The following is a 23829-nucleotide window of genomic DNA, read 5'->3' as shown; positions in this document are numbered from 1 at the left end:
TCTTGCAGCCGCCCTGGTGGGTGTCTGTAGCCACATCGGTGCCAAAAACCGCCATTGGGGAAGAAAATACGCAAATACGCCGTTGTCCGGCTCGCACATTTTCACCCATCCCTGCTAAGGGACCCACATCCGATGATTTTGCATCTCCATCTGACCAATTCCACGCCGATCGGCTTCTGGCCCGGCGCGAGTATGAACCGCGAGGCTACCTTGTCCATGATCGATGAAAAGCTTGTAACCATTTTTGACCAGCTGGTCCGCAGGAACGCGGGCGAGGTTGAGTTCCATCAGGCCGTTCGGGAGGTTATGGAGTGTCTGGGAAGCGTGATCGCCAAACACCCGGACTATCTCGATCAGGCGCTGATCGAACGCATCTGTGAGCCCGAGCGCCAGATTATCTTCCGGGTGCCGTGGGTGGATGACAAGGGACAGGTTACGATCAACCGTGGATTTCGCGTGCAGTTCAATTCCGCGCTCGGCCCCTACAAGGGCGGCATCCGCTTTCATCCATCGGTCAATCTCAGCATTATCAAATTTCTGGGGTTTGAACAGACGCTCAAGAACGCGCTGACCGGTTTGCCGATCGGCGGCGGTAAAGGCGGGTCGGACTTCGATCCCAAAGGCCGATCGGACGGCGAAGTCATGCGGTTCTGCCAGTCGTTCATGACCGAGCTGCACCGCCACATCGGCGAATATACCGACGTTCCTGCAGGCGACATCGGCGTCGGCGGGCGCGAAATCGGCTATATGTTCGGGCAGTATAAGCGCCTGACCAACCGCTATGAGGCCGGCGTGCTGACCGGCAAGGGCCTGCACTATGGTGGGTCACGGGCGCGCACGGAAGCGACTGGTTACGGCAATACCTACTTCGTCCAGGCAATGCTGGGGACTAGGAACCAGAGCTTTGACGGCAAGAAGGTCGTTGTCTCAGGCTCGGGCAATGTCGCCGTGTACACCGTCGAGAAGGTGCAGTCGTTCGGCGGCAAGGTGATCGCGGTTTCTGACAGCTCCGGCTATGTCGTTGACGAGGCCGGGATCGATCTGGAATTGATGAAGGAGGTCAAGGAAGTGCGCCGGGGCCGCATCGCCGACTATGTCCGGTTGAAGGGCGAAGGGCGGAGTGCCCATTTCGTTGCGGTGGGCGAGGATTCGATCTGGAATGTTCCCTGTGACGTGGCCATGCCATCGGCAACGCAGAACGAACTGACCGGCAAGGATGCGCGCGCGCTGTTGAGCAATGGCGTCGTTGCCGTGGGTGAAGGCGCCAACATGCCATGCACCCCCGAGGCGATGCGGATTTTCCAGGAAGCGGGCGTGATGTTTGCTCCCGGCAAGGCCGCCAATGCCGGCGGTGTCGCCACTTCCGCGCTGGAAATGCAGCAGAATGCATCGCGCGACAGCTGGACGTTTGAGCAGACGGAAACACGGCTGGCCAGCATCATGCGCAACATCCATGACATCTGCGCCGATACCGCTGAAGAATATGGCGCGCCCGGCAATTATGTCCTGGGTGCCAATATTGGCGGCTTCATCAGGGTGGCCGACACCATGCGGTCGCTTGGCGTCATCTAGCTTTGAACGCGTTCGGCGCATGATTGCGCCGAACATTGCGGGCAGCAGGCCAGATCAGATGCCTGCTGGCAGCAGGTGATGGCTCGGCCCGCGGATTTCTCCGCTGGATCGCATCGGCATCAAGGGGTGTAGGGTTAAGGTCGGTTCGATAGGGAGGGTGGAATCCCCGCTATCGAACCTAACCAGCGGGCAATCTTGGCAGACCGCCTTCGGCTGAGCGAGCGTCTAGCACGCGATCAGAGATGTGTCACGACAATGTCGTCAGGCCCGCAGGCAATCTGCGGGCCGATTGCTTCATGTGTCTAGGTCGCCGAGATCGCGCACCGCACCGCGCGCAGCGGAGGTGGCGAAGGCAGCGTAGGCGCGCAGCGCCTGGGTGACATTGCGCTTGCGCGGCAGCGCTGGCTTCCAGCCGAGCTTGTCCTGTTCCTGGCGACGCCTGGCCAGTTCGGCCTCGTTGACCAGCAGGGTAATGGAACGGTTGGGGATATCGATCTCGATGGTGTCGCCTTCACGCACCAGGCCAATGGTGCCGCCTTCGGCCGCCTCAGGCGAAACATGGCCGATCGAGAGGCCCGAGGTGCCGCCCGAGAAGCGACCATCGGTGAGCAGGGCGCAAGCCTTGCCCATGCCCTTGGATTTCAGATAGCTCGTGGGATAGAGCATTTCCTGCATGCCGGGGCCGCCGCGCGGGCCCTCATAGCGGATGACCAGCACGTCGCCTTGCTTGATCTGATTGGACAGGATGGCCTTGACGGTGTCGTCCTGGCTCTCAAACACCCGGGCGGGGCCGGTGAATTTGAGAATGGATTCGTCGACGCCCGCAGTCTTCACGATGCAACCATCAAGGGCGATATTGCCCTTGAGGACAGCGAGACCGCCATCCTTGGAATAGGCGGCATCGGCCGAGCGGATGACGCCGTTCTGGCGATCCAGATCGAGCTCGGTCCAGCGGTTGGACTGGCTGAAGGCCTGGGTGGTGCGAACACCGCCTGGCGCGGCCATGAAGAAGTTGCGCACGCTCTCGGAATTGGTGCGGGAGATGTCCCATTTGTCGATCGCATCGCCGATGGTCGGCATGTGGATGGTCGGCTCATTGCGGTTGATCAGGTTGGCACGGTCGAGCTGACCGAGAATGGCCATGATGCCGCCGGCGCGGTGCACGTCTTCCATATGCACATCGGCCTTGGCTGGCGCGACCTTGGAGAGCACTGGGACACGACGGCTGAGCTGATCGATATCGTCCATGGTGAAATCGACGCCGCCTTCGTGGGCGGCTGCCAGAATATGCAGCACGGTATTGGTAGAGCCGCCCATGGCGATATCGAGCGTCATGGCATTTTCGAAGGCGGCCTTGGTGGCGATGGAGCGGGGAAGCACCGAGGCATCGTCCTGCTCGTACCAACGCTTGGCGATGTCGACGATGACGCGACCGGCTTCTTCAAACAAGTGCTTGCGATCGGAATGGGTGGCCAGGGTCGAGCCATTGCCGGGCAGGCTGAGGCCGAGCGCTTCGGTGAGGCAGTTCATCGAATTGGCGGTGAACATGCCCGAGCAGGAACCGCAGGTGGGGCAGGCGGCCTCTTCGACGGCCTGAACTTCCTCATCAGAATAGTTGTCGTCGGCGGCCATCACCATGGCGTCAACCAGATCGAGCGCCTGCAGCTTGCCCTTGAGCATGGCCTTGCCGGCTTCCATCGGGCCACCGGAGACAAATACCACCGGAATATTGATCCGCATGGCGGCATTGAGCATGCCGGGGGTGATCTTGTCGCAATTGGAGATGCAGACCATGGCGTCGGCGCAATGGGCGTTGACCATGTATTCCACCGAGTCGGCGATTAGGTCGCGGCTGGGCAGCGAATACAACATGCCGTCATGGCCCATGGCGATGCCGTCATCGACCGCAATGGTGTTGAACTCCTTGGCGACGCCGCCGGCCGCCTCGATCTCGCGGGCAACCAGCTGGCCGAGGTCCTTGAGGTGGACATGGCCGGGCACGAACTGGGTGAAGGAATTGACCACGGCGATGATGGGCTTGCCGAAATCGCCATCCTTCATGCCCGTGGCGCGCCAGAGGCCACGCGCGCCGGCCATGTTGCGGCCATGGGTGGTGGTGCGGGAACGATAAACAGGCATGGCGGCATCCTCGAAAGTCAGTGCGCTCTGTGGGTTAGCGCGGTTGCAACTGTTTAAACCCATTCCAAAGCTGGATCAATGAAAAACCGTACCGTACCGTACGGTACAGGAAATGGCGGTAGTGACGACTATCGGCCAGTGATCGGGAACGCCAGACTGCTCTCACCAGTCCGCTCGGATTGGCTCGGGCTGCATCGAAGTCGCGCGCCATGCGTTGCAGATGCAAACAGACACGGAGTGCAACGATGAAGGACGCCAATAGGAGTTTTCGCCAGGTGCCCGTTGGTGCTGCGACACCGCAATCGGTCACGGTGGGTATTGATAGCGATGGCGCAGCAGGCCACAAGGCTGCCGTCTGGTGGGAGGCCGTCGCAGACGTCGACGCCGACAAGACCGACTTTATCGACGTGGCTGCGGCGCTTGACGCTGCCGAGGGCGCACGGGCCTTGCACGGATTTTCCGAAGTGGTCGTCATGCTGCAGGACGGCGTGAAGTGGCAATCGGGCTGGGGCGAACTGCGCGCACTTAAAACCGACAATGAACCGCTCGGTGACGTCAGCGGCGTCGGGCTCTCTGATGCGGAGAGCTTTGAGCTGGCCGCTGACATTGAAGCGGAACGGGATGCCTGATTTTCTCGTGCCGTCTCAGGCTGCCGGCCGCTCCGCCATCACCATGTAGTTGATCGCCATGTCGGATGACTGGCGCCATTCATCGGCCAGCGGATGAAACACCACGCCGGTTTCGGCAGTGACCGTCAGCCCATTGCGGGTAAGGAGCGCCTTGATTTCGTCGGGGGTGAGAAACTTGTTCCAGTCATGGGTGCCCACCGGCAGCCAGCGCAGGATGCGTTCGGCGCCAACAATGGCAAAGGCATAGGCGCGGGCGGTGCGATTGAGGGTGGCCGTCAGCATTAGGCCGCCTGGTTTAACCAGGTCGGCGCAGCTCTTCATGTAGAGCGGTACATTATCGACATGCTCGACCACTTCCATGTTGAGCACCATGTCGAATGTCTTGCCCTGCGCGGCGAGCGCTTCGCTGGTGGTGGCCTGGTAGTCGATATCCAGCCCCGATGTTTTGGCGTGCAGTGTCGCAATGGCAATATTGCGCTCGGCAGCATCAATGCCGGTGACGGTCGCTCCCAGCCGGGCCAGCGGTTCGCAGAGCAGGCCGCCGCCACAGCCGACGTCGAGAATGCTCAATCCCTCGAAGGGTCGCATGGCGGTGCCATCGAGGCCGAAATGGGCCAGCAGGTGCTCGCGGATATAGCTCATGCGCACGGGGTTGAATTTGTGCAGTGGCTTGAACTTTCCCTTGGGGTCCCACCACTCCTCGGCCATCGCGGTGAACTTGGCGATTTCGGCTTCGTTGATGGTCGTGGTCATAGCGGGACTCCGGTGTTGGGGCATATGAGCCCGCCAGCGCCCAGGAGGCAAGGCGGTGCGCGGTCGCAGGGGGATGGGCTGATCACGCCGCACGACCGCAGCGCAAGGGCACAGACAGGCCAAAGCGCCGCCTGACTGCGGTTTTCGCGGCGACGGTAATGGGCGGCCTTTGGCTCGATCCAGTTTACTACTCAGGGAGCCAAAGGCCGCCCATCACGGATCTGGAGTTTCCTCACCGGGTCCGGATCAAGCGGGACTAGTGTTGCAAGCCCGGTTGCCGACTGTCTGCCCGGCCAAACGGCCCCCCGTCTCCAGCCTTCCCGCCCGGCCCTGCGTCGGGGCCGCGTGTTGGCGGGAACGGCACAACTATGCGGGACGGAATGGGCACCGGGGATAAGATTTTTGCGGGAGGCGTTCAGAAGTTTCTGGGGCGCTCGGAATAGACCCCAGCAACCGGCAGAAACCGACCCCAACTCAGTCATAAGAGGAGTGCGAGGGCATCCCAAAAGCAGTCATAATGTGCGTTATGGCAGTGGCAAAGTGTGTAACATCGACTACGGAACGAACGCTTTCTGCAGCATCGACTTTTCAAAAATGCACGCCTGTTCCCGGCCGACATTCGACTCGATCTCCGTCCATCCAAGGCCGTTGTAGAAGGGGCGAAGCTCCGGCACACAACATAGATACAGCACATCTTCGCCTCTTTCGGCGGCAAGCCGCTCGGCCGCATTGACGAGTGCCGACCCCATTCGATGTTCACGATATTCCGGATCTACCCAAACATCAGCAATCCAAGGCGTTAGGTCTGGTCGTTCGACCATGTCTGAGGCGATCACCGAAACAGTGCCGACAAATTCCCGCCCAGCATGCGCCACCAGCGTGAACTCATCTTCGGATGCGATAATGCTCTCAAGGTTCCGGATGACTTGCTCACGAGACAGCCCCCTGTCTTTCGACCAGGCAGTCCATATGCGATCCGCTACGGTGCTCAGCAGATCGGTTTTTTTCTCGAAGGTTCGCAAAAGCTATATCGGGCATTCGGTCGCTCATATTGTTTCCAGATCGACGGGTCATAATTCAAGATGTGCCAGTGTTCAGCGCTCAGCTGCCCCCGAGCACCATCCTCCGAGGTATTTTCATCTGCGCGTCACTGTGCAAGCGGGGGTCCTGCGTCTGCAGTCGTCCACAGACGGCCTCCGCTGGCCCTTGCTACGGCCAAGTCCATTTCCAAGTGCGCCCACCTACTACGTAGGCCCCATGCCCTGCCCGCCAGAGCAGCGCGTGCCAATGCACGCTTCATTGCATCGCCACCAGCATGGCGCCACCGCCGATGAGGGCAACACCAAGCCAGTTATGCGGCGCCAGCTTCTCGCCCAGGAAGACCACGGCGAAGACTGCAACGAGGACCACGCTCAACTTGTCGATGGGTGCCACCTGAGAGGCATTGCCCAATTTGAGCGCGCGGAAGTAGCAGATCCAGGAAAAGCCCGTAGCGAGGCCGGAGAGCACCAGGAAGGTCCAGGTTTTCGCGGACACGGTGTCCGGCGCCTGCCAATGCCCGGTGGCGAAGACGATGCCGCCGGCGGCAATCAGAATAACGATGGTACGGATGAAGGTGGCAAAGTCGGAATTGACGTTCTCAATGCCGATCTTGGCAAAGATGGCGGTCAGAGCGGCGAACGTGGCGGACAGCAGCGCCCAGAATTGCCAGGAATTGAGCAGAGAATTCATTGTCGCACCCCTTTGGCTCCAGGCTCGATGACCGAGTCTGTCAGTCATGATTGGGCGGATTTCACCTGCAACTCAAGCCAGGTCCGCTCTTCCGCTGCTCCCTGTGTGATAAGGTATAGCGACGCTGACCAGAGGCGAACGGCATTGTTTTGACGATCTATGCCAGGCCCGGTCATCTATAGGCAGTCGGGTAGTTGCCGGGTTGACCTCGCATAGCGCGCTCCGGCGCCCCCAGGGGGTTGCACAGAGCGCATCAGCCCGCCCCAACCCAGCGCGCGTCACCCTCGGGCTTGACCCGAGGGTTCTGTCCTGACGGGGCGTCGGGCAAGTGTAACACCCTCGGGTCAAGCCCGAGGATGACGGCCAGGGGGCCTTGGGCCGCTGAGGGTCGACGCTTGGATCGACGGACTATCCCGCAATGTGCTGGCTGTTCGCGACCCCACTTCGGTCGTTCGCGCTCGCACGGCAATCCGCCGAAAGCTGCCTTTGGCCTGAGTCTGGTCGATTTAGGGACAGAACATGGTAAGATACGCGATATCGAAGCCACCCTCGGAGCAATTGTATAAAGATGACGCGTCTGCCTCCCTTTGCTGAAAGGCATTTTGCGGCGATGGTCTCGGAATACGATGGCCTCTGCCACGGGGTGGAAGAGGACGAGAGCGGCTGGGACTACTTGGTGGAGCTGCCCGCGCGAGAGTACGACGGGGCGGCGGATAGCCAGCCTCCTCGCCAGCGCGCTTTTGTTCAAGTGAAATCGATTCAGGGAGCCAAAGCCTCTGTTCCGATCACACTCTCAAATCTTCTCAAGTCCGCTCAGGATCCAAACCCTTGGTTCATCGTCCTTATCAAGAAGCGGCAGGGAACGCCGGTACTCTACATCAAACACTTTTGGAAGCATCTCATTGCCAGCAGCTTGATAGCCATCCGAAAGGCTGAGGTGGAAGGCGCCAAGTTAAACAAGCGTACCATGTCGGTCTCGTTTTCAGAGGACGACATCGTAACCCACGACTTTATCAGATGGATGCAGGATCGCATTGACGAGTCGGACGACTACCTGGTCGAGAAGCGCAGTTTCTACACTAATGTTGGGCATGAAAATGGATACGGCACTGGGCGGATGCTCTTTACCGACCACACCACCGACGAGATTTTTAAGGAGTTCCTCGGGATGGGAAACGGCCTTAGAATCTCTAGCTTTGAGTACGTTCCCGAACGCTTCTCTCTACCCGACTATTCGCGCAAAATCTCGGAGACGGGTGGCACCGTCCATATCACAGCCCAGCCTCAGGGCACTTGCGAAGTGCGGTTCCGCTCTTCACCTATCGACCCGGCGTTCAGCATGACCGGAACGATGTATTCAGTGCCATTCGCGCCGGACGCACCCATTCGTGTGTCGGCGCCCCCGGTCGAACTCCTATTCAGTCCAAAGCGGGTAAGCCTGGACATGGCGATGAGGTTCGGGGAACCTCTGCCCCTTGATCACTGGCACGCATATTCCCGGTTGAAGCTATGGTCGATGAAGGGGCCGCTGCAGGTTGAGCTATGGAGAAACGGCCGAAAGCACGATGCCTCTATCCTTATCGATAGGCAAACGGGCCAGAATTTGGATTGGGACAAGCTCTACGGCTTATCGGAGACGATAAGGGCTATTGCTGCCGACAGGAAAGTCACCGACCTGTCGTTCTCTCTCCCAGATATCAACGCTCACATAAGTGACCTCGGCTATCTTTTCCAGAGCAGAGCTCCATCTGTCAGATTCGAGTGTGAAGCGCATGCGCCGCTGAAGCTGGGTGTGACGTCATTTTTGCACTACTCGCTAGCGGACCTAGCAGGCTGGACGTTTGGACATCTTATCCGGCGGACAGTGTTGAAAGACGTGATCGACGGAGACAGGCGGATCATCACCGCCGGCCCTTTCAAGATACTCGAAACATACGCTTTTAGGGATGCAGGTCCCGAGGAGCGAGCTCTCGTCCAGGATGACTACATGCGCGTGCTGACTGCGTTGGAGAAAACAGAACACCCCCTGGGCTTCGGAGAGTTTGGAACTTATGTTCGGCAACTGCACTCGCTACCAGAAATCCCAACCGAAACGAGTTGATGTTACCTCCGTTCGTCCAAAAGCCGCCAGTCCGCAATCCACCCCTTCCACCCCCTCTCCGCCTCGCCCAATCCCTTCACTTTCGCCATTCCCGTTGATCCCGCCGCGCCTTTGTGGCATTGCAGCGCGCAAGAGAAGCGTACCGGCGGGTTCTGCCGGAGGAACGGGGTAGGGTCTTGGCCCGGATAGTCGTCAAGTTCGGTGGAACATCGGTTGCCACTGTTGAGCGTATTCGGCAGGCCGCACGCCATGTAAAGCGTGAGATCGATGCCGGTCATCAGGTTGCTGTGGTGGTTTCGGCCATGAGTGGCAAGACCAATGAGCTGGTTGGCTGGGTCAATGAAGCCAGTTCGCTGCATGATGCGCGCGAATATGATGCCGTGGTGGCCTCGGGCGAGCAGGTTACTGCCGGACTGATGGCCATCGTGCTCTCGGAAATGGGCATCCAGTCGCGGTCGTTTTCCGGCTGGCAGGTGCCCATCTATACCGATGACGCGCATGGCGCGGCGCGGATCACCGAGATTGACCCCACCGAACTCAACAAGCGGCTGAACGATGGCTGGGTCCCGGTGATCACCGGGTTTCAGGGCATTTCCCCGCATGGCCGGGTGACCACGCTGGGGCGAGGCGGCTCGGACACCTCAGCGGTTGCCGTGGCAGCGGCGATCAAGGCGGATCGCTGCGATATCTATACCGATGTAGACGGCGTCTACACCACGGACCCCCGCATTGTTCCCAAGGCGCAACGGCTGACCAAGATTTCCTTTGAGGAAATGCTGGAAATGGCATCGCTGGGTGCCAAGGTGCTGATGATCCGCTCGGTCGAGATGGCGATGGCCTACAAGGTGCCGCTATTGGTGCGGTCCAGTTTTGATGACCCCGATGCGCCACAGTTGGCGCCCGATGGTTCGCCCGGAGTCCCCGGTACGCTGGTATGCGATGAGGATGAGATCATGGAAAAGCAGATCGTTTCGGGCGTGACGCTCGCCAAGGCCGAGGCCAAGATCACCCTGCGCGACGTCAAGGACAATCCCGGTGTCGCCGCCGAGATCTTTGGCACGCTGGCCGATCAGGGCATTATCGTCGATATGATCGTGCAGAACATCGCCGATGACGGGGCGACGACCGATATCACTTTCACCGTCCCCGACAGTGAATATGACCGGGCGATCAAGACCCTCAAGGATGCCGGCGAGCGCATTGAATATGCCCGGATATCGGGTTCCAAGGGCGGCGCCAAGGTCTCGGTTGTGGGTGTCGGCATGCGCAGCCATGCCGGTGTTGCATCCTCGATGTTCAGGGCATTGGCCGACAAGGGCATCAACATCCAGCTGATCACCACATCAGAAATCAAGACCTCAGTATTGATTGATGAGCAATATGCTGAGCTTGCGGTTCGGGCGCTGCATACTTATTACGGGTTGGACAAGAAGGACGCATAAGCTCGCTCGAGGGGGTTGAGCCGCGTCCACTATAGGGGGGCGGCTTTGCGGGCTGTCTAAGGGTTTATGGTGACGAGTACAGGCGGCCCACGCGTGTTGCTGCGGCAATTGCGCGAGACGATGGCGGAGCAACTGGCTTCGCAGGCGCGGCTCGACAAGATCGTTGGCTTGATTGCCGACAATATGCACGCCGATGTGTGCTCGTTCTATGTGCTGCGCGACGACGGCGCCCTCGAACTTTTCGCCTCAAAGGGCCTGGCGGCCGAATCAGTACATATGACGACCCTGCGCCTGGGTGAGGGGCTGGTCGGCCAGATTGCGGCTGATGCCGAGCCGCTCAATCTGGACGATGCCACCAGCCATCCTTCCTTTGCCTATCGCCCCGAAACCGGCGAAGAGCGCTACAATGCCTTTCTGGGGGTGCCGGTGCTGCGGGCCGGGCAGACGCTGGGTGTTCTGGTTGTGCAGAATGTCGAGCGCCGCCATTATGGGGAAGATGAAATCGAGGCGATGCTGACTACGGCCACAATTCTGGCCGAGATGGTCGCCACCTCCGATTTTGACAATCTGATCAAGCCGGGGTCCGACATCGATCTCAGGCGACCGCGCATGTTTACTGGCGTCAGCTTCACCGACGGCATCGCTCTGGGCAAGGTGGTGCTGCACGATCCGCGTGTGGTGGTCACCAATTTCATTGCCGACGATACCGATGCCGAAAAGCTGCGCCTGGAGACGGCGCTCGAAAAGATGCGGATGTCGATCGATGTGATGCTGGACCATGGCGACATGGCCGGCCCAACCGACCACCGTGAAATTCTTGAAACCTACCGCATGTTTGCCAATGACCGGGGCTGGGTACACCGGCTGACCGAGGCGATCGAAAACGGGCTGTCGGCGGAAGCGGCCGTTGAGCGGGTGCAGAACGATACGCGCGCGCGCATGCTGCGCCAGACCGACCCCTATATTCGCGACCGGCTGCACGATCTGGACGATCTGGCCAATCGGCTATTGCGCGTGCTGACGGGCGACGGTCACGCGTTGTCGCGCAAGGTGCTGCCAGACAATGCCATTCTGGTGGCCCGCAATATGGGTCCGGCCGAACTGCTCGAGTATGACCGCACCAAGCTGCGCGGCATCGTGCTGGAGGAGGGGGGGAGCACCGCCCATGTGGCTATCGTGGCGCGCTCGCTGGGCATGGTGGCCGTGGGGCAGGCGCAGTCGATCGTCTCGATGTGCGAAACCGGCGACGATATCATTCTGGACGGCACGGCGGGCATTGTGCATTTGCGGCCCACCCCGGACATCGAGCAGGCCTATATCGACAAGGTGAAGGTCTCGGCCAAACGCCGGGCGCACTATGCAGCCCTCAAGGACAAGCCATCGATTACCCGTGATGGGGTGGCGATCGCACTGCTGCACAATTCGGGGCTGGTTGCGGACCTGCCCATGCTCGACGATACGGGTGCGGTCGGTGTGGGGCTGTTCCGCACCGAATTGCAGTTCATGATCGCCAGCAAACTGCCCAAGCTGAGCGAGCAGGCAGAGCTCTACGCCGAAGCCATGGCGATCGCCGGGGACCGGCCCGTGGTGTTTCGTCTGCTCGATATCGGCGGCGACAAGGTGCTGCCCTATCAGCGCTCGATGACCGAGGAAAATCCCGCCATGGGGTTCCGCTCGATCCGGCTGGGGCTGGAGCGGCCAGGCCTGCTGCGGACGCAGATCCGGGCGCTGCTGCTGGCCGCCAATGGGCGCCCGCTCAAGATCCTGGTGCCGATGGTCACCGAGACGTTTGAGTTCGTGCGGACGCGGCTGGTGGTGGACAAGGAAGTCGACCGGCTGCGCCGTGCCGGCGCGCCCCTGCCGAGCCGGCTGGAACTGGGCGTGATGGTTGAAGTGCCATCGCTGCTGTTCGAACTCGACCAATTGCTGCCGCTGGCCGATTTCGTCTCGATCGGATCGAATGACCTGGTGCAGTTCCTGACTGCATCGGATCGCGCCAATCCGCGCGTGGCCAAGGTCTATGACCCCATTGGCATGCCGCGTCTGCGGGCCATACGCCTGGTGGTCGATGCGGCGCGGCGCTACAATATTCCGATCACCATGTGTGGCGAACTGGCCGGCAAGCCGCTCGAAGCGCTGGCGCTGATGGCGGTGGGCATGACCCGGCTGTCGATGGGGCCGGCCTCAATCGGGCCGATCAAGGAGCTGATACTCAATCTTGACCTCGAGCCGATCCGGCAATCGGTCAATGCCGCCCTCAGCGATGGTGCCGACGGGATCTCGATCCGGCAATTGCTGCAGGAATGGATCGACAAGCAGAAGCTGCCGGTTTGATCTCAGGCCTGATGGCTCTGCCCTTGCAGTTGCGCCGCGTTGACCCTAAAGCGTGGCTGCGCAAGACTTGAAAGACCCGATCCATGGCCTCTCTTCCCCAGGACAAGCTCGACGCCCTCGAGACCCGGTTTCAATATGTTGAAGCGGCGCTTTCGGGCGGGGCCGGGCCCGATGAATTCGTCAAGTTCAGCAAGGAACATGCCGAACTGGCGCCGCTGGTGGAACAGATCCGCGCCTATTCCAAGGCGCTGAAGGATCGCAAGGAGGCCGAGGCGCTGCTCAAGGGCGGCGACAAGGAAATGGCCGAAATGGCGCAGGCCGAGATCGAGGAACTCGACGAGACGATCGAGGCCCTGTTCCAGACCGTGCGCATTCTGTTGCTGCCCAAGGATGAGGCCGACGAAAAGTCGGTCATTCTGGAAATCCGCGGCGGCACGGGCGGCGACGAAGCCGCGCTGTTCGCTGGTGACCTGTTCCGCATGTATGAGCGCTATGCGGCCAATCACGGCTGGAAAGTCACGGTGATGGAAGAAAGCCCCGGCGAAATGGGGGGCTTCAAGGAAATCATCGCCAATGTGTCGGGCAAGGGCGTCTATGCGCGCCTGAAATATGAGAGTGGCGTGCATCGCGTGCAGCGGGTGCCGGCGACCGAGGGTTCGGGCCGCATCCACACCTCGGCCGCCACGGTGGCGGTGCTGCCCGAAGTTGAAGACATCGACATCGACATCCGTCCTGAAGATATCCGCATCGACACCATGCGCGCTTCCGGCGCGGGTGGGCAGCACGTCAATACGACCGATTCGGCGGTGCGGCTGACCCATATTCCCACCGGCCTGGTGGTGACCTCGGCGATGAAGAGCCAGCATCAGAACCGGGCCCAGGCTATGGTGGTACTGCGCTCGCGGCTGTATGAAATGCAGCGCGAGGAGCGCGACAGCGCACGCTCGGCCGAGCGCAAGGGCCAGGTCGGGTCGGGCGATCGTTCAGAGCGCATTCGCACCTATAACTTCCCGCAGGGCCGGGTCACCGATCACCGGATCAATCTGACGCTGTACAAGCTCGATAAGGTGATTTCAGGCGAGGCGCTGGATGAGCTGATCGAGGCGCTGATCACCGAAAGCCAGGCGGCGCAGCTGTCGGCCATGGAACAATCCAACTGAGCCAGGCGCCGACCATTGGCGCGCTCTGGCGCGGCTGGCGCGACGTGTTGAGCCGGCTGGGTTTCGCCACGGCGGCGCTGGATGCCAAGCTGCTGACCCAGCATGGGCTCGGCCTGGGTGCGCTGGAGCTGGCTACCCAGGAGAATGAAACCGTCGATGAGAGCGGCGCGGCGCGGGTCGCGGACCTGCTGCAACGCCGCATGACCGGCGAGTCGGTGGCCCGGATTATCGGTGTCCGCGCGTTTTACGGGCTGGATTTTGAGCTCAATGCGGCAACACTGGAGCCGCGTCCCGATACAGAATTGCTGGTCGATCTGGCCCTTGCGGCCATGCCGGCGGGCGGGACTGTGCTCGATCTGGGAACCGGCACAGGCTGCATTGCCATCGCGGTGCTGGCCAATATGGCGGGCATCCGTGCTGTTGGCGTTGACCTGAGCCCGCTGGCGCTGCAGGCCGCGCAGGCCAATGCCGCGCGGCATGGCGTGGCGGAACGCCTGACGCTGCTCGAGGGCAGCTGGTTTGAGCCGCTTCCAGCGCAACGGTTTGAGCTGATTGTGGCCAACCCACCCTATATCGCCTCGGCGGTGGTCGCGACGCTGGCCGGCGAGGTGCGCGATTTTGATCCGCAACTGGCGCTCGATGGTGGGCCCGATGGGCTGGCGCCCTATCGGATCATTGCCCGGCATGCCGGAAGATTTCTGCAGGAAAACGGGCAAGTGCTGGTGGAGATCGGCCATGATCAGGGGGCCTCGGTAAGCGCGCTGTTTCTCGAAGCGGGCTACGAGGATGTCAGCGTGCGGCAGGATCTGGCGGGGCTTGATCGCGTGGTCTGCGTGCGCCATATGTGAGCTGGCATTGAGTGCAGTTTTTAACAGCGCGCAATTAATGCTGGCAAAGCCGACGCGAACACTATAGTTTACCCGTGCTGTCAACGGCGCTTCATGAGCGCCACGGCGACATGCCACCCGACACTTCCAGATGCTGCACACGGCAGCGCGGTTCCAGCAGAGGCTGGAATAACGCAGGATGGGTCAGGAGCGCCGTCAGACGGTTTCGGTCTTCATGAAGCCATTTAGAGCCCCACGACAGAAGATATTGATCTTCGCGGGGAGCTGCCCGATCAGGCACGATGCCGATCCGCCAGCAGTGTGACGCTTATTTTTCTAGAGTTAGATAAAGCGACCAGATGAGACCCAGCAACCAGAATAACAAGAACCGCCAGCGTGGCCGGAACGGTGGACGCAAGCACGTCAATCCATTGTCGCGCAATTTCGAAAGCAACGGCCCGGATGTGAAGGTGCGCGGCAACGCGGCCCATGTGGCAGAGAAATATCTGCAGCTGGCCCGTGATGCGCAATCGAGTGGCGACTCGGTGATGGCGGAGAACTATCTCCAGCACGCCGAGCATTATTTCCGCATTGTTTCGAGCGCCCATCAGGCCCAGAGCGGGGTGCGTCCCGACGGCGATGATGGCGATTTCGATGACGACATGCCCGAGATGAACTCGCGCTTTGCCTCGCCGCAGCCGCAGCCGTCGCCGCAGTCGCAGTCCCAACAGGATGGCGATGAGCAGGGCGATGGCGAGCAGCGTCAGTCGCGCCAGGAGCGCGCCGAGGGTGAACGCCCGCCCCGCCCCGACCGCAGCCGTCCCCGCCCAGATCGCGAGCGGCCCGACCGGGAACGCCCCGCCGCCGCTGCGCCTGAAGGCGAGGCGCCTGCCGGTGGCCAGCCAGCCGCCCAGAGCGCAGATGTTCCCGCCGCTGAGGCTGATGCTGAAGCTGGCGAGGCGCGCAAGCCGCGTGAGCGGCGTCCGCGGCGTCGCCGGCCTGCCGGTGGTGACGCCGGTGCCGACCCGGCCAGCGCCGACCAGCCTGAAATTGGTGAACTGCCGGCGTTTCTGACCGCAGGCAGCACCAACGCGGCCGAATAGGCTGGCGACAGATTGATCAAAGGCCGGGCAGCGATGCCCGGCCTTTTTGCGTTAATCGTGGGAAGCCCGGGTCAGGGAAGCAATGGACTTGCTGCCAGCTCGCGCGTCCGACCCAGGCCATAGCGGGCCAGAATGGAGTCGATCCACAATCCCGGCGTCCCATGCGGGCGTTGATGCGGCGCGAACGGCAGCATGACTGAATCCAGCTCTTCCATCACGGTGAGCAGCTTGCCCATCTGCGCTTCGGAAAGCGTTGGCATTTGACCGTGATCGGTCATCGCCAGCACCTCGGCGCGGCGGCAGGTCTTGGTGATGGCGTGGTAGGCGTCAGCGTGGCGCAGGCAGACGCCGTAGCCGCCATCAAGCCAATCCTGCCACTCGGATCGAGCAGCCAACGTTGCCGCAGCCGGGTCAAACGTGCCGGCCAGGTAGACCTGTGGATAGCCAAGGTGTCCAGCCGGCTCGGCCGCCAGACGCGTGACGAAGTCGTTGACGAAATGGGTCTCGAAGGCACAGGCGCAAGCATTCGGCGACAGCGCTTGAGCGCGGCGTACCCACCATGCAGCGGCCGGTGCATACCAGTGGATGGGTGTGCCGCTGGGCGGCCCGGCGTGGCTGCCGCCGATAGGGCTTGAGAATGCGCCATTGGGCCAGAGGGAGTAGATCGGCCCAGGAATCGCCCGCGCTTCAATCAGCGCAATGACTCGAGCCTCAACGACGCCACCAAGCGCTGCCAACTCGCCCAGCGCTACGAAATGGCGTTTCAGGTAGTGGGTTAGCTGCGCAATGTCGCTGATTTCACTCATGAGCGTCCTGTCTTCCAAATTTGCAGGAAGGAGGACTTTTGTTCAAGGCAAATGTACCTACATATCTCGTGGTGATGGAGCAGCGCTGCTGGTCAGGCGTTTCATCAATCGACGCTTCCGCCGCTTGTTGGGTGCCTTCGGGGCCGGCAGCGGACGAGATCAGGAGAGTTGCATGAATATCGAGAAATATACCGAACGGGCCCGCGGCTTCATTCAGAGTGCCCAGACCATGGCGTTGGGCAAGGGGCATCAGCAGTTTGCGCCGATCCATCTGCTCAAGGTGCTGCTTGATGATGACCAGGGCATGGCCAATGGCTTGATCGACCGGGCCGGTGGCGACGCCAAGAGCGCGCGAGCGGCCGTTGAAGCGGCCATGACGAAGATTCCCAGCGTGTCAGGCGATGGCTCGCAACTCTATCTCAGCCGTGAACTGGCGCGGGTTTTTGATACCGCCGAGAGCGCGGCGCAGAAGGCCGGGGACAGCTATGTCACGGTCGAGCGGTTGCTGCTCGCCCTGGTGGTCGAGAAAGACAATGATGCGGGCAAGATCCTGGCTTCGGTCGGGGTGACGCCGCAGGGGCTGAACACGGCCATCGAGGAAATCCGCAAGGGTCGCACCGCGGACTCGGCGTCGGCCGAGAACAGCTATGATGCGCTCAAGAAATATGCGCGCGACCTGACCGAGGATGTGCGCGAGGGCAAGCTCGACCCGGTGATCGGCCGGGACGAAGAAATTCGCCGTACCATTCAGGTGCTGAGCCGTCGCACCAAGAACAATCCGGTGTTGATTGGCGAGCCTGGGGTCGGCAAGACAGCGATCGCCGAAGGTCTGGCTATCCGCATCGTCAATGGCGACGTACCCGAATCGCTGAAGAACAAGTCGCTGCTGTCGCTCGATATGGGGGCATTGATTGCCGGCGCGAAATATCGTGGTGAGTTCGAGGAGCGCCTCAAGGCAGTGCTGAACGAGGTCACCTCCTCGGACGGGCAGATCATCCTGTTCATCGACGAAATGCACACGCTGGTTGGCGCGGGCAAGAGCGATGGCGCGATGGACGCATCCAATCTGCTCAAGCCCGCTTTGGCGCGTGGTGAGTTGCACTGTGTTGGTGCCACAACGCTGGACGAATACCGCAAGCATGTCGAGAAGGACCCGGCATTGGCCCGTCGCTTCCAGCCGGTGTTTGTGGACGAGCCGACGGTGGAAGACACCATTTCGATCCTGCGTGGACTCAAGGAAAAATATGAGTTGCACCACGGCATAAGGATTTCGGATTCGGCACTGGTGAGCGCGGCAACGCTATCGAGCCGCTACATTGCCGACCGCTTCCTGCCTGACAAGGCCATCGATCTGATGGACGAGGCCGCCGCGCGCCTGCGCATGGCGGTGGACAGCAAGCCCGAGGCGCTGGACGAGCTTGATCGCCGCATCATGCAGCTCAAGATCGAGCGTGAGGCTTTGCGCAAGGAAGAGGATGAAGGCTCGCGGCTGCGCCTCGAGCGGCTGGAAACCGAACTGGGTGGTCTCGAAGAGCAGGCACAGGGTCTGTCGGCCAAATGGCTGGCGGAAAAGGAGCGCCTGCAGGGCAGCCAGAAGCTCAAGGAAGAGCTGGATGGCGCACGCAGCCAACTGGAAATCGCACAGCGGCAGGGTGATCTGGCCAAGGCCGGTGAACTGGCCTATGGCGTCATTCCTGACCTCGAAAAGCGGATCGCGTCGGCGGAAGACAGCAATAGCGACGGCACGCCTGACCCGTTGATGGCGGCCGAAGTGGTGACGCCGAGCGATATCGCCCAGGTGGTCAGCCGCTGGACCGGCATTCCGGTGGACCGGATGCTGGAAGGCGAACGCGAAAAGCTGATGCATATGGAAAGCTCGCTGGGCGCCAGAGTGATCGGGCAAGCCGAAGCCGTGGCCGCCGTTTCCAGAGCGGTGCGCCGCTCGCGGGCGGGCCTGCAGGACCCGAACCGGCCGATTGGCTCGTTCATGTTTCTGGGGCCAACCGGCGTCGGCAAGACCGAGCTGACCAAGAGTCTGGCCCAGTTCCTGTTCGATGACGACACCGCCATGGTGCGGCTCGATATGAGCGAGTTCATGGAGAAGCACTCCGTGGCCCGGCTGATCGGGGCGCCTCCTGGTTATGTCGGCTATGAGGAGGGCGGCGTGCTGACCGAAGCGGTGCGGCGTCGCCCCTATCAGGTCGTGCTATTCGACGAGATCGAAAAGGCCCATCCCGACGTGTTCAACGTCTTGCTGCAGGTGCTCGATGATGGCCGGCTTACCGACGGACAGGGCCGCACGGTTGATTTCCGCAATACGGTGATCATCCTGACCTCCAATCTGGGCTCGGAATATCTGGTCGAGCTCAAGGACGGGGACTCGGTGGAACTGGTGCGCGGCAAGGTGCTGGACATGGTCAAGGCATCGTTCCGGCCCGAATTCCTCAACCGCATCGATGAAATCCTGCTGTTTCATCGCCTGGGTCGCGAACATATGGGCGCGATTGTCGACGTCCAGTTCGGCCGGCTACAGGAGCTGCTCAAGGAGCGTGACATCACGCTGCAGCTCACCCCGGCGGCCCGCGACTGGCTGGCCAATGAAGGCTATGACCCCGCCTATGGTGCCCGCCCGCTCAAGCGCGCCCTGCAACGCGCCGTGCAGGACGGTCTGGCCGAGGAAATCCTGGCTGGCCGGGTCCACGATGGCAGCCGGGTGGTGGTCGATGCCGATGACGACGGCATCGTGCTGCGGCCCGATGATCTGGCGGATGCCGCCGCATAACTATGAAAGGCCGGTTGAAAGACCGGCCTTTTTCTTGCGCTGCCGGCACTATCGGTCTAGAACAAAGACGGAACAAATGAGGTGGACCGATGAACGAGCAGATCGACTATGTGGAGTTTCCGTCCGGCGACCGAGCGGCAACCAGCGCATTCTTCACGGCGGCGTTTGGCTGGGACATGACCAGCTATGGTCCGGACTATGATGGGCTGAACGGCGCGGGAATTGATGGGGGCATTGATCAGGGTGCGGGCAGGGTGGCGGCGACCATGGTCATCGTGCGCAGCGACGATCTTGACGACGCGGAGCGCCGGGTCATTGCGGCAGGTGGCGTGATCACCAGGGCCCAGTTTGATTTCCCCGGCGGCCGGCGGTTTCATTTCCGCGAGCCGGGCGGCAATGAGATGGCGGTGTGGATCAGCCGCGACTAAGCTGGGCGTGGATTGAAGCGGGGAGCGAGCATGGCCCGGGCTGGCGCAGCGGATGAAGCGGGCTTTTGCCCGCAGGCGCAGCGGCGCTATGTGTTGATCGCTGCCATTCTGGCCTCCAGCATGGCCTTTATCGATGGCTCGGTGCTCTCGATTGCCATTCCCGCCCTGCGCGCCGATCTGAACGCCACCCTGGCTGACGCCCAATGGGTGTCGAATGGCTATCTGCTGCTGCTGGGTGCGCTGCTGTTGCTGGGGGGTGCGGCGGGCGACCGCTTCGGGCTGCGCCGCGTCTTCGGCCTGGGGATTGCGATATTTGTCGCCGCTTCAGTGGTCTGCGCGCTGGCGCCGATGATCGGGGTGCTGATCGGGGCCCGGGTGGTGCAGGGGTTTGGCGCGGCGCTGATGATCCCGGGCAGTCTGGCCATCATCGCCAAGGCCTATCCCAGGGCCGAGCGCGGGCGGGCCATCGGCATCTGGGCGGCGGCCTCCTCGCTGACCACCATCATGGGACCGGTACTGGGCGGCCTGGTGTTGACCCTGCTGGGGGACTGGAGCTGGCGATTGCTGTTTGCCATCAATCTGCCGCTGGGCGCCATTGCCCTGGCCCTATTGCTGCTGCGCGTGCCGGCCGATCAGGCCAGTGCCCGGCACAAGCTCGATCTTGTCGGGGCGGGGCTGGCCAGCCTGGGACTGATGCTGGTGGCCTTCGGGCTGACGGGGAGTGGCAGCGAAAGCGTGCCGCCGCTGTCCCACATCTTGGCCTATTGCGGCGGCGGCGCCGTGCTGCTGGCCGGATTCGTGTGGTGGGAGGGGGTCGCTCGCGATCCCATGCTGCCCTTGCGGTTGTTCGCCATCAGGCAGTTTTCCGGGGCCAATGGCCTGACCTTTCTCCTTTATTTCGCCCTGACCGGCGTCACCTTTTATCTGCCGATGACGCTGATTGCCGGCTGGGGCAGTTCGCCGGCGCAGGTGTCGCTGGTCATGCTGCCGTTTGGACTGGCGATTTCGCTGCTGTCGGGACTGAGCGGGCAGTGGGCCGACAGGTTCGGCGCCGGCCCGCCCATCACCCTGGGTTCGCTGCTGGTGGGGCTGGCCTTTGCCGGGCTGGCCATCACCGCGCCATTGCAGCAGCTCTGGCTGGCGGTGCTGCCGCTGCTGGCGCTGGCGGGGGTGGGCATGGCGCTGGTGGTGTCGCCCCTGTCCACAGCGGTGATGACGGCGGTGGACGATGACGATACCGGCATTGCCTCAGGCACCAATAATGCCGTCTCTCGCGTGGCCGGCCTGGTTGCGGTAGCGGCGATGGGGATGCTGGCGGCGCTGGTGTTCGAGCGGGCGCTTGGCGGCGCCGCAGAGCTGCCGGTGTTTTTCGGGCTGCCGGCCAGTGGCCTCAACGCCGGCGAAGAAATCCTGCGGCAGGCGGCCACCAACACCGCCTTTGCCGCCATTGCCTACCTCAATGGCGGGCTCTGCCTGGCGGCCGCGCTCGTGGCCTGGCTGACGCTGGAGCGCAAAGGCTAATTGGCGGCCGCCACCGTGATCGGGGCGGCCTGGCGTTCCATCAGGTCATCGATCTGCGCCATGGTGCGGGAAAATTCGCCCTGGTAGCGCTGGGCCAGGATATTGTCCTTGGGCAGCTTGACGCTGAGCGGATCGACCAGATTGCCGTTGATCTTGATCTCAAAGTGCAGATGGGGACCGGTCGACTGGCCGGTGGAGCCGACATAGCCGATGATCTGGCCCTGGCGCACGCGGCTGCCCACCGACAGCCCCTCGACATAGCGCGACATGTGGCCATAGGCGGTCTCATAGCCGTTGACGTGCTGCAGCTCGATCTTGTTGCCGTAACCTGATTGCCATTTGTAATATTTGATCACGCCATCGCCGGCGGCATAGATGGGGGTGCCGGTGCGGGCCGCAAGATCGACGCCGGTGTGCAGGCGTCGCGACTTGAAGATGGGATGAATGCGGTAGCCAAAGCGCGAGCGCAGCACGCCGCCGCCTTCGAGCGGCCGGCGGGTCAGGAAGCGCTTGCCGGTTTCGCCATCGGGATCATAAAAATCCACTGCGCCGTCTTCCGTGCCGAAGCGGTAGAGTTTGCGGGTGGTATTGCCCAGGGTCAGGGCGACATAGAGCAATTCACTATTGCCGTCGGCAGTGGGGGCGGTTTTCAGCACCTCAATGCCATCGCCGGCACTGATCTTTTTCGTCATGTCCACGTCATAGGCATACATGCCGATGATGCGCTCAATGGTGTTGTCGTCCAGCTCGTGTTTGCGGCCGGTTTCCCAGATCGAGCGATAGACGCTGGGCAGGTTGGCAACGTTGATTTCCTCGGTGTCTTCCTCGGGGAAATCGATGAAGTCCGGCTCGATCCCCAACACATACTGGCCGGTATCGGTCAGGGCGACGGTGGCCTCATGGGTATAGCTGTCCTCGGACTGTGGTTCGTACAGGCTCAGACGATAGGGCACCAGGCTGGTCGCTTCGCGGCTGAGCGGGCCATAAAGAATGCGCAGCCGGGTTTGGCTGGGCAGTTCGGTGGCGGGCAGCACATTGCGCAAGGCGTCGATCACCAGGGCGGACTGGTTGGCAGAAAAACCGTTCTTGCCCAGCACTTCGGGGAGCGATGTGGCATCGCGCAGCGTCAGGAAGCGTTCCGAACGCCCCAGTCCGGCGCCGGAGGCGGCCGTCGACTTGGGCACCACGGTGACGTTCTCGGCAATGCCGCCAATGGTGCCAGCATCGGTGGCCAGCCCCAGGTCACGCACGCTGGGACCGAGCGCGGCATAGGCCATGGTCGGCACGCCGCCGACAATGGAGGTGCTGGAGTCGATAAGCCGGCGCACGAAGTCGGCGGCGCCCTGATCGGAAATGGCTTGGGGCGGCACGAAGGTCATCGGCATGTCGGCCAGGCTGACGGCGACCTCGCCTTCGACTTCGGCGCCATAGACATCGGTATTGATCTCGATGGCGTCGGCGGCACTGGCTACCGACTGGGTGGCATTGAGAATGGCCACCGGATCGTAGGCGGGAATACCGTCCGACAGGGAGGTGGCGGCAGTCGCCAGCGTGGCGCGAATGCGCATGAAGGGCTGATTGCGGATCATGTCGCGACCGTCAACGGTCTCGCGAATCGAGGCTTCGATGATTTCAAGATCGGAGCGCGTCGCGGCAACCGGGCGGATCCGGGAGGACTTGGCGGACATGTCGGTGGCGACAGGGCCCTCAACACGGGGGCGCGACAATTGCAGCGCCTCATAGGCCGTCGAGAAGGTGTCCTGCCCCTGGAAGGAGACGTAGAGCGCTGCGCCCATCAGCATCACGCTGGTCAACCCCGTCATCACCGTGCCGGTCAGCCAGGCAAAGCTGAGCTCGCGTCCATGGGGGATTTCGCCATCGGTCGACTGGGTCGTCAGTGCGGGGCAGTCCTGGAAGCCAGTTGCCTTGAGCAAGGCGGCGTGGCGATTTCTTTGCGCTGCGTTCAACGCCCCATCCTTTGGTCTGTCATTGCAGATCCCCTGCCGGTCGAATTGCCGGCTCGTAACCCTCTGGCGCCTGTGCGCTCGCATGTGTGCGCGGAGTCTATATCAATCAGATGCCTCGTATCGATAGAAAATGCGGCAAAACTGCGGGTTTGTCCGTAGTGGATATGGTGGGGTGGAAACTGCGGCGGAATGTGGGCCGATCCCGCGGCTGTCGAGCTCAGGGGATAGCGCCCATAATCACTGCTGGTTTGGTCGGGTTTTCCACACGGTCGAGGTCAGGGCGTCAGAAAATGACGGTTTTGTCGTTTTGAGGGGTTTACAGGCAAAAGGGCCGCCCCTATAACCCGGTCATCGCTTCAGGGCGCGGCGCCGCAAGGCACTAAGGACTGAGGCAAACCACTGAAATCACTAAGCAATTAGAGACGAAAGTGGTTCGGGATTTGGACCGGATTGAGGCAACTCAGAACGGTCTGGAAACTGAAAATAGGGTGTTGACAGTTCTTACGGACTTGCCTACAACCCGCCCACTGGACG

At 61.8% G+C, this 23829-nt stretch carries 17 protein-coding genes; 11 read left to right on the top strand and 6 right to left on the bottom strand.

Annotation, left to right across the window (positions count from 1 at the left end; genetic code table 11):
- Positions 1–216: 216 nt before the first annotated feature.
- The gene (gene gdhA / locus ABFY71_RS15100) at positions 217–1572 is read left to right on the top strand and encodes an NADP-specific glutamate dehydrogenase (RefSeq protein WP_347946901.1); all 1356 of its coding nucleotides are present in this window, start codon (positions 217–219) and stop codon (positions 1570–1572) included.
- Between the two features lie 294 nt (positions 1573–1866).
- On the opposite strand, the gene ilvD is transcribed toward gdhA, so the two are convergent.
- Positions 1867–3711 carry a dihydroxy-acid dehydratase gene (ilvD, locus tag ABFY71_RS15095; protein WP_347946814.1) on the bottom strand — a complete coding sequence of 615 codons (1845 nt, stop codon included), beginning with the start codon at positions 3709–3711 and terminating at the stop codon, positions 1867–1869.
- 245 nt (positions 3712–3956) lie between these two features.
- On the opposite strand from ilvD, the gene ABFY71_RS15090 reads away from it, so the two are divergent.
- The gene (locus tag ABFY71_RS15090) at positions 3957–4340 is read left to right on the top strand and encodes a hypothetical protein (RefSeq protein WP_347946813.1); all 384 of its coding nucleotides are present in this window, start codon (positions 3957–3959) and stop codon (positions 4338–4340) included.
- A gap of 15 nt (positions 4341–4355) precedes the next feature.
- Here ABFY71_RS15090 and ubiG read toward each other — a convergent pair whose 3' ends face one another.
- From ubiG to ABFY71_RS15070, 3 genes are all read right to left on the bottom strand, one after another.
- Entirely contained in the window at positions 4356–5093 is a 738-nt protein-coding gene (gene ubiG / locus ABFY71_RS15085) for a bifunctional 2-polyprenyl-6-hydroxyphenol methylase/3-demethylubiquinol 3-O-methyltransferase UbiG (RefSeq protein WP_347946812.1), read from the bottom strand.
- Between the two features lie 554 nt (positions 5094–5647).
- A complete protein-coding gene (locus ABFY71_RS15080; protein ID WP_347946811.1) occupies positions 5648–6115 on the bottom strand; it encodes a GNAT family N-acetyltransferase in 468 nt (155 codons plus the stop codon).
- Positions 6116–6389: 274 nt separating this feature from the next.
- Positions 6390–6824 carry an EamA family transporter gene (locus tag ABFY71_RS15070; RefSeq protein WP_347946810.1) on the bottom strand — a complete coding sequence of 145 codons (435 nt, stop codon included), beginning with the start codon at positions 6822–6824 and terminating at the stop codon, positions 6390–6392.
- A gap of 568 nt (positions 6825–7392) precedes the next feature.
- On the opposite strand from ABFY71_RS15070, the gene ABFY71_RS15065 reads away from it, so the two are divergent.
- The 6 genes from ABFY71_RS15065 to ABFY71_RS15040 all read left to right on the top strand — a co-directional run bounded on the left by ABFY71_RS15065 (position 7393) and on the right by ABFY71_RS15040 (position 15791).
- Entirely contained in the window at positions 7393–8925 is a 1533-nt protein-coding gene (locus ABFY71_RS15065) for a hypothetical protein (protein ID WP_347946809.1), read from the top strand.
- A 176-nt stretch (positions 8926–9101) separates the two neighbouring features.
- A complete protein-coding gene (locus ABFY71_RS15060; RefSeq protein WP_305578916.1) occupies positions 9102–10367 on the top strand; it encodes an aspartate kinase in 1266 nt (421 codons plus the stop codon).
- 66 nt (positions 10368–10433) lie between these two features.
- Positions 10434–12701: a phosphoenolpyruvate--protein phosphotransferase gene (gene ptsP / locus ABFY71_RS15055; RefSeq protein ID WP_347946808.1), complete on the top strand. Its 2268-nt coding sequence runs from the start codon at positions 10434–10436 to the stop codon at positions 12699–12701.
- 83 nt (positions 12702–12784) lie between these two features.
- The gene (prfA, locus tag ABFY71_RS15050; protein ID WP_305578912.1) at positions 12785–13861 is read left to right on the top strand and encodes a peptide chain release factor 1; all 1077 of its coding nucleotides are present in this window, start codon (positions 12785–12787) and stop codon (positions 13859–13861) included.
- Entirely contained in the window at positions 13852–14709 is an 858-nt protein-coding gene (prmC, locus tag ABFY71_RS15045) for a peptide chain release factor N(5)-glutamine methyltransferase (RefSeq protein WP_347946900.1), read from the top strand. Before prfA ends, prmC begins: the two co-directional genes overlap by 10 nt.
- Before the next feature lie 338 nt (positions 14710–15047).
- Positions 15048–15791 carry a DUF4167 domain-containing protein gene (locus ABFY71_RS15040; RefSeq protein ID WP_347946807.1) on the top strand — a complete coding sequence of 248 codons (744 nt, stop codon included), beginning with the start codon at positions 15048–15050 and terminating at the stop codon, positions 15789–15791.
- Positions 15792–15862: 71 nt separating this feature from the next.
- On the opposite strand, the gene ABFY71_RS15035 is transcribed toward ABFY71_RS15040, so the two are convergent.
- Complete coding sequence (locus ABFY71_RS15035) at positions 15863–16597, bottom strand: DUF6058 family natural product biosynthesis protein (protein ID WP_347946806.1); 735 nt, start codon at positions 16595–16597, stop codon at positions 15863–15865.
- A gap of 172 nt (positions 16598–16769) precedes the next feature.
- Here ABFY71_RS15035 and clpB point away from each other — a divergent pair, with 172 nt between their 5' ends.
- The 3 genes from clpB to ABFY71_RS15020 all read left to right on the top strand — a co-directional run bounded on the left by clpB (position 16770) and on the right by ABFY71_RS15020 (position 21328).
- Entirely contained in the window at positions 16770–19379 is a 2610-nt protein-coding gene (gene clpB, locus ABFY71_RS15030; RefSeq protein ID WP_347946805.1) for an ATP-dependent chaperone ClpB, read from the top strand.
- Between the two features lie 89 nt (positions 19380–19468).
- Positions 19469–19807, top strand: coding sequence for a VOC family protein (locus tag ABFY71_RS15025; protein WP_347946804.1), 339 nt, complete (start codon positions 19469–19471; stop codon positions 19805–19807).
- 30 nt (positions 19808–19837) lie between these two features.
- Complete coding sequence (locus ABFY71_RS15020) at positions 19838–21328, top strand: MFS transporter (protein WP_347946803.1); 1491 nt, start codon at positions 19838–19840, stop codon at positions 21326–21328.
- Here ABFY71_RS15020 and ABFY71_RS15015 read toward each other — a convergent pair.
- The gene (locus ABFY71_RS15015; protein ID WP_347946802.1) at positions 21325–23295 is read right to left on the bottom strand and encodes a M23 family metallopeptidase; all 1971 of its coding nucleotides are present in this window, start codon (positions 23293–23295) and stop codon (positions 21325–21327) included. The genes ABFY71_RS15020 and ABFY71_RS15015 overlap by 4 nt on opposite strands.
- Positions 23296–23829 lie beyond the last annotated feature (534 nt).

The organism is Devosia alba (genome assembly GCF_039938915.1).
Classification (GTDB): domain Bacteria; phylum Pseudomonadota; class Alphaproteobacteria; order Rhizobiales; family Devosiaceae; genus Devosia; species Devosia alba.
This window is presented reverse-complemented; position numbering and strand designations above follow the sequence as displayed.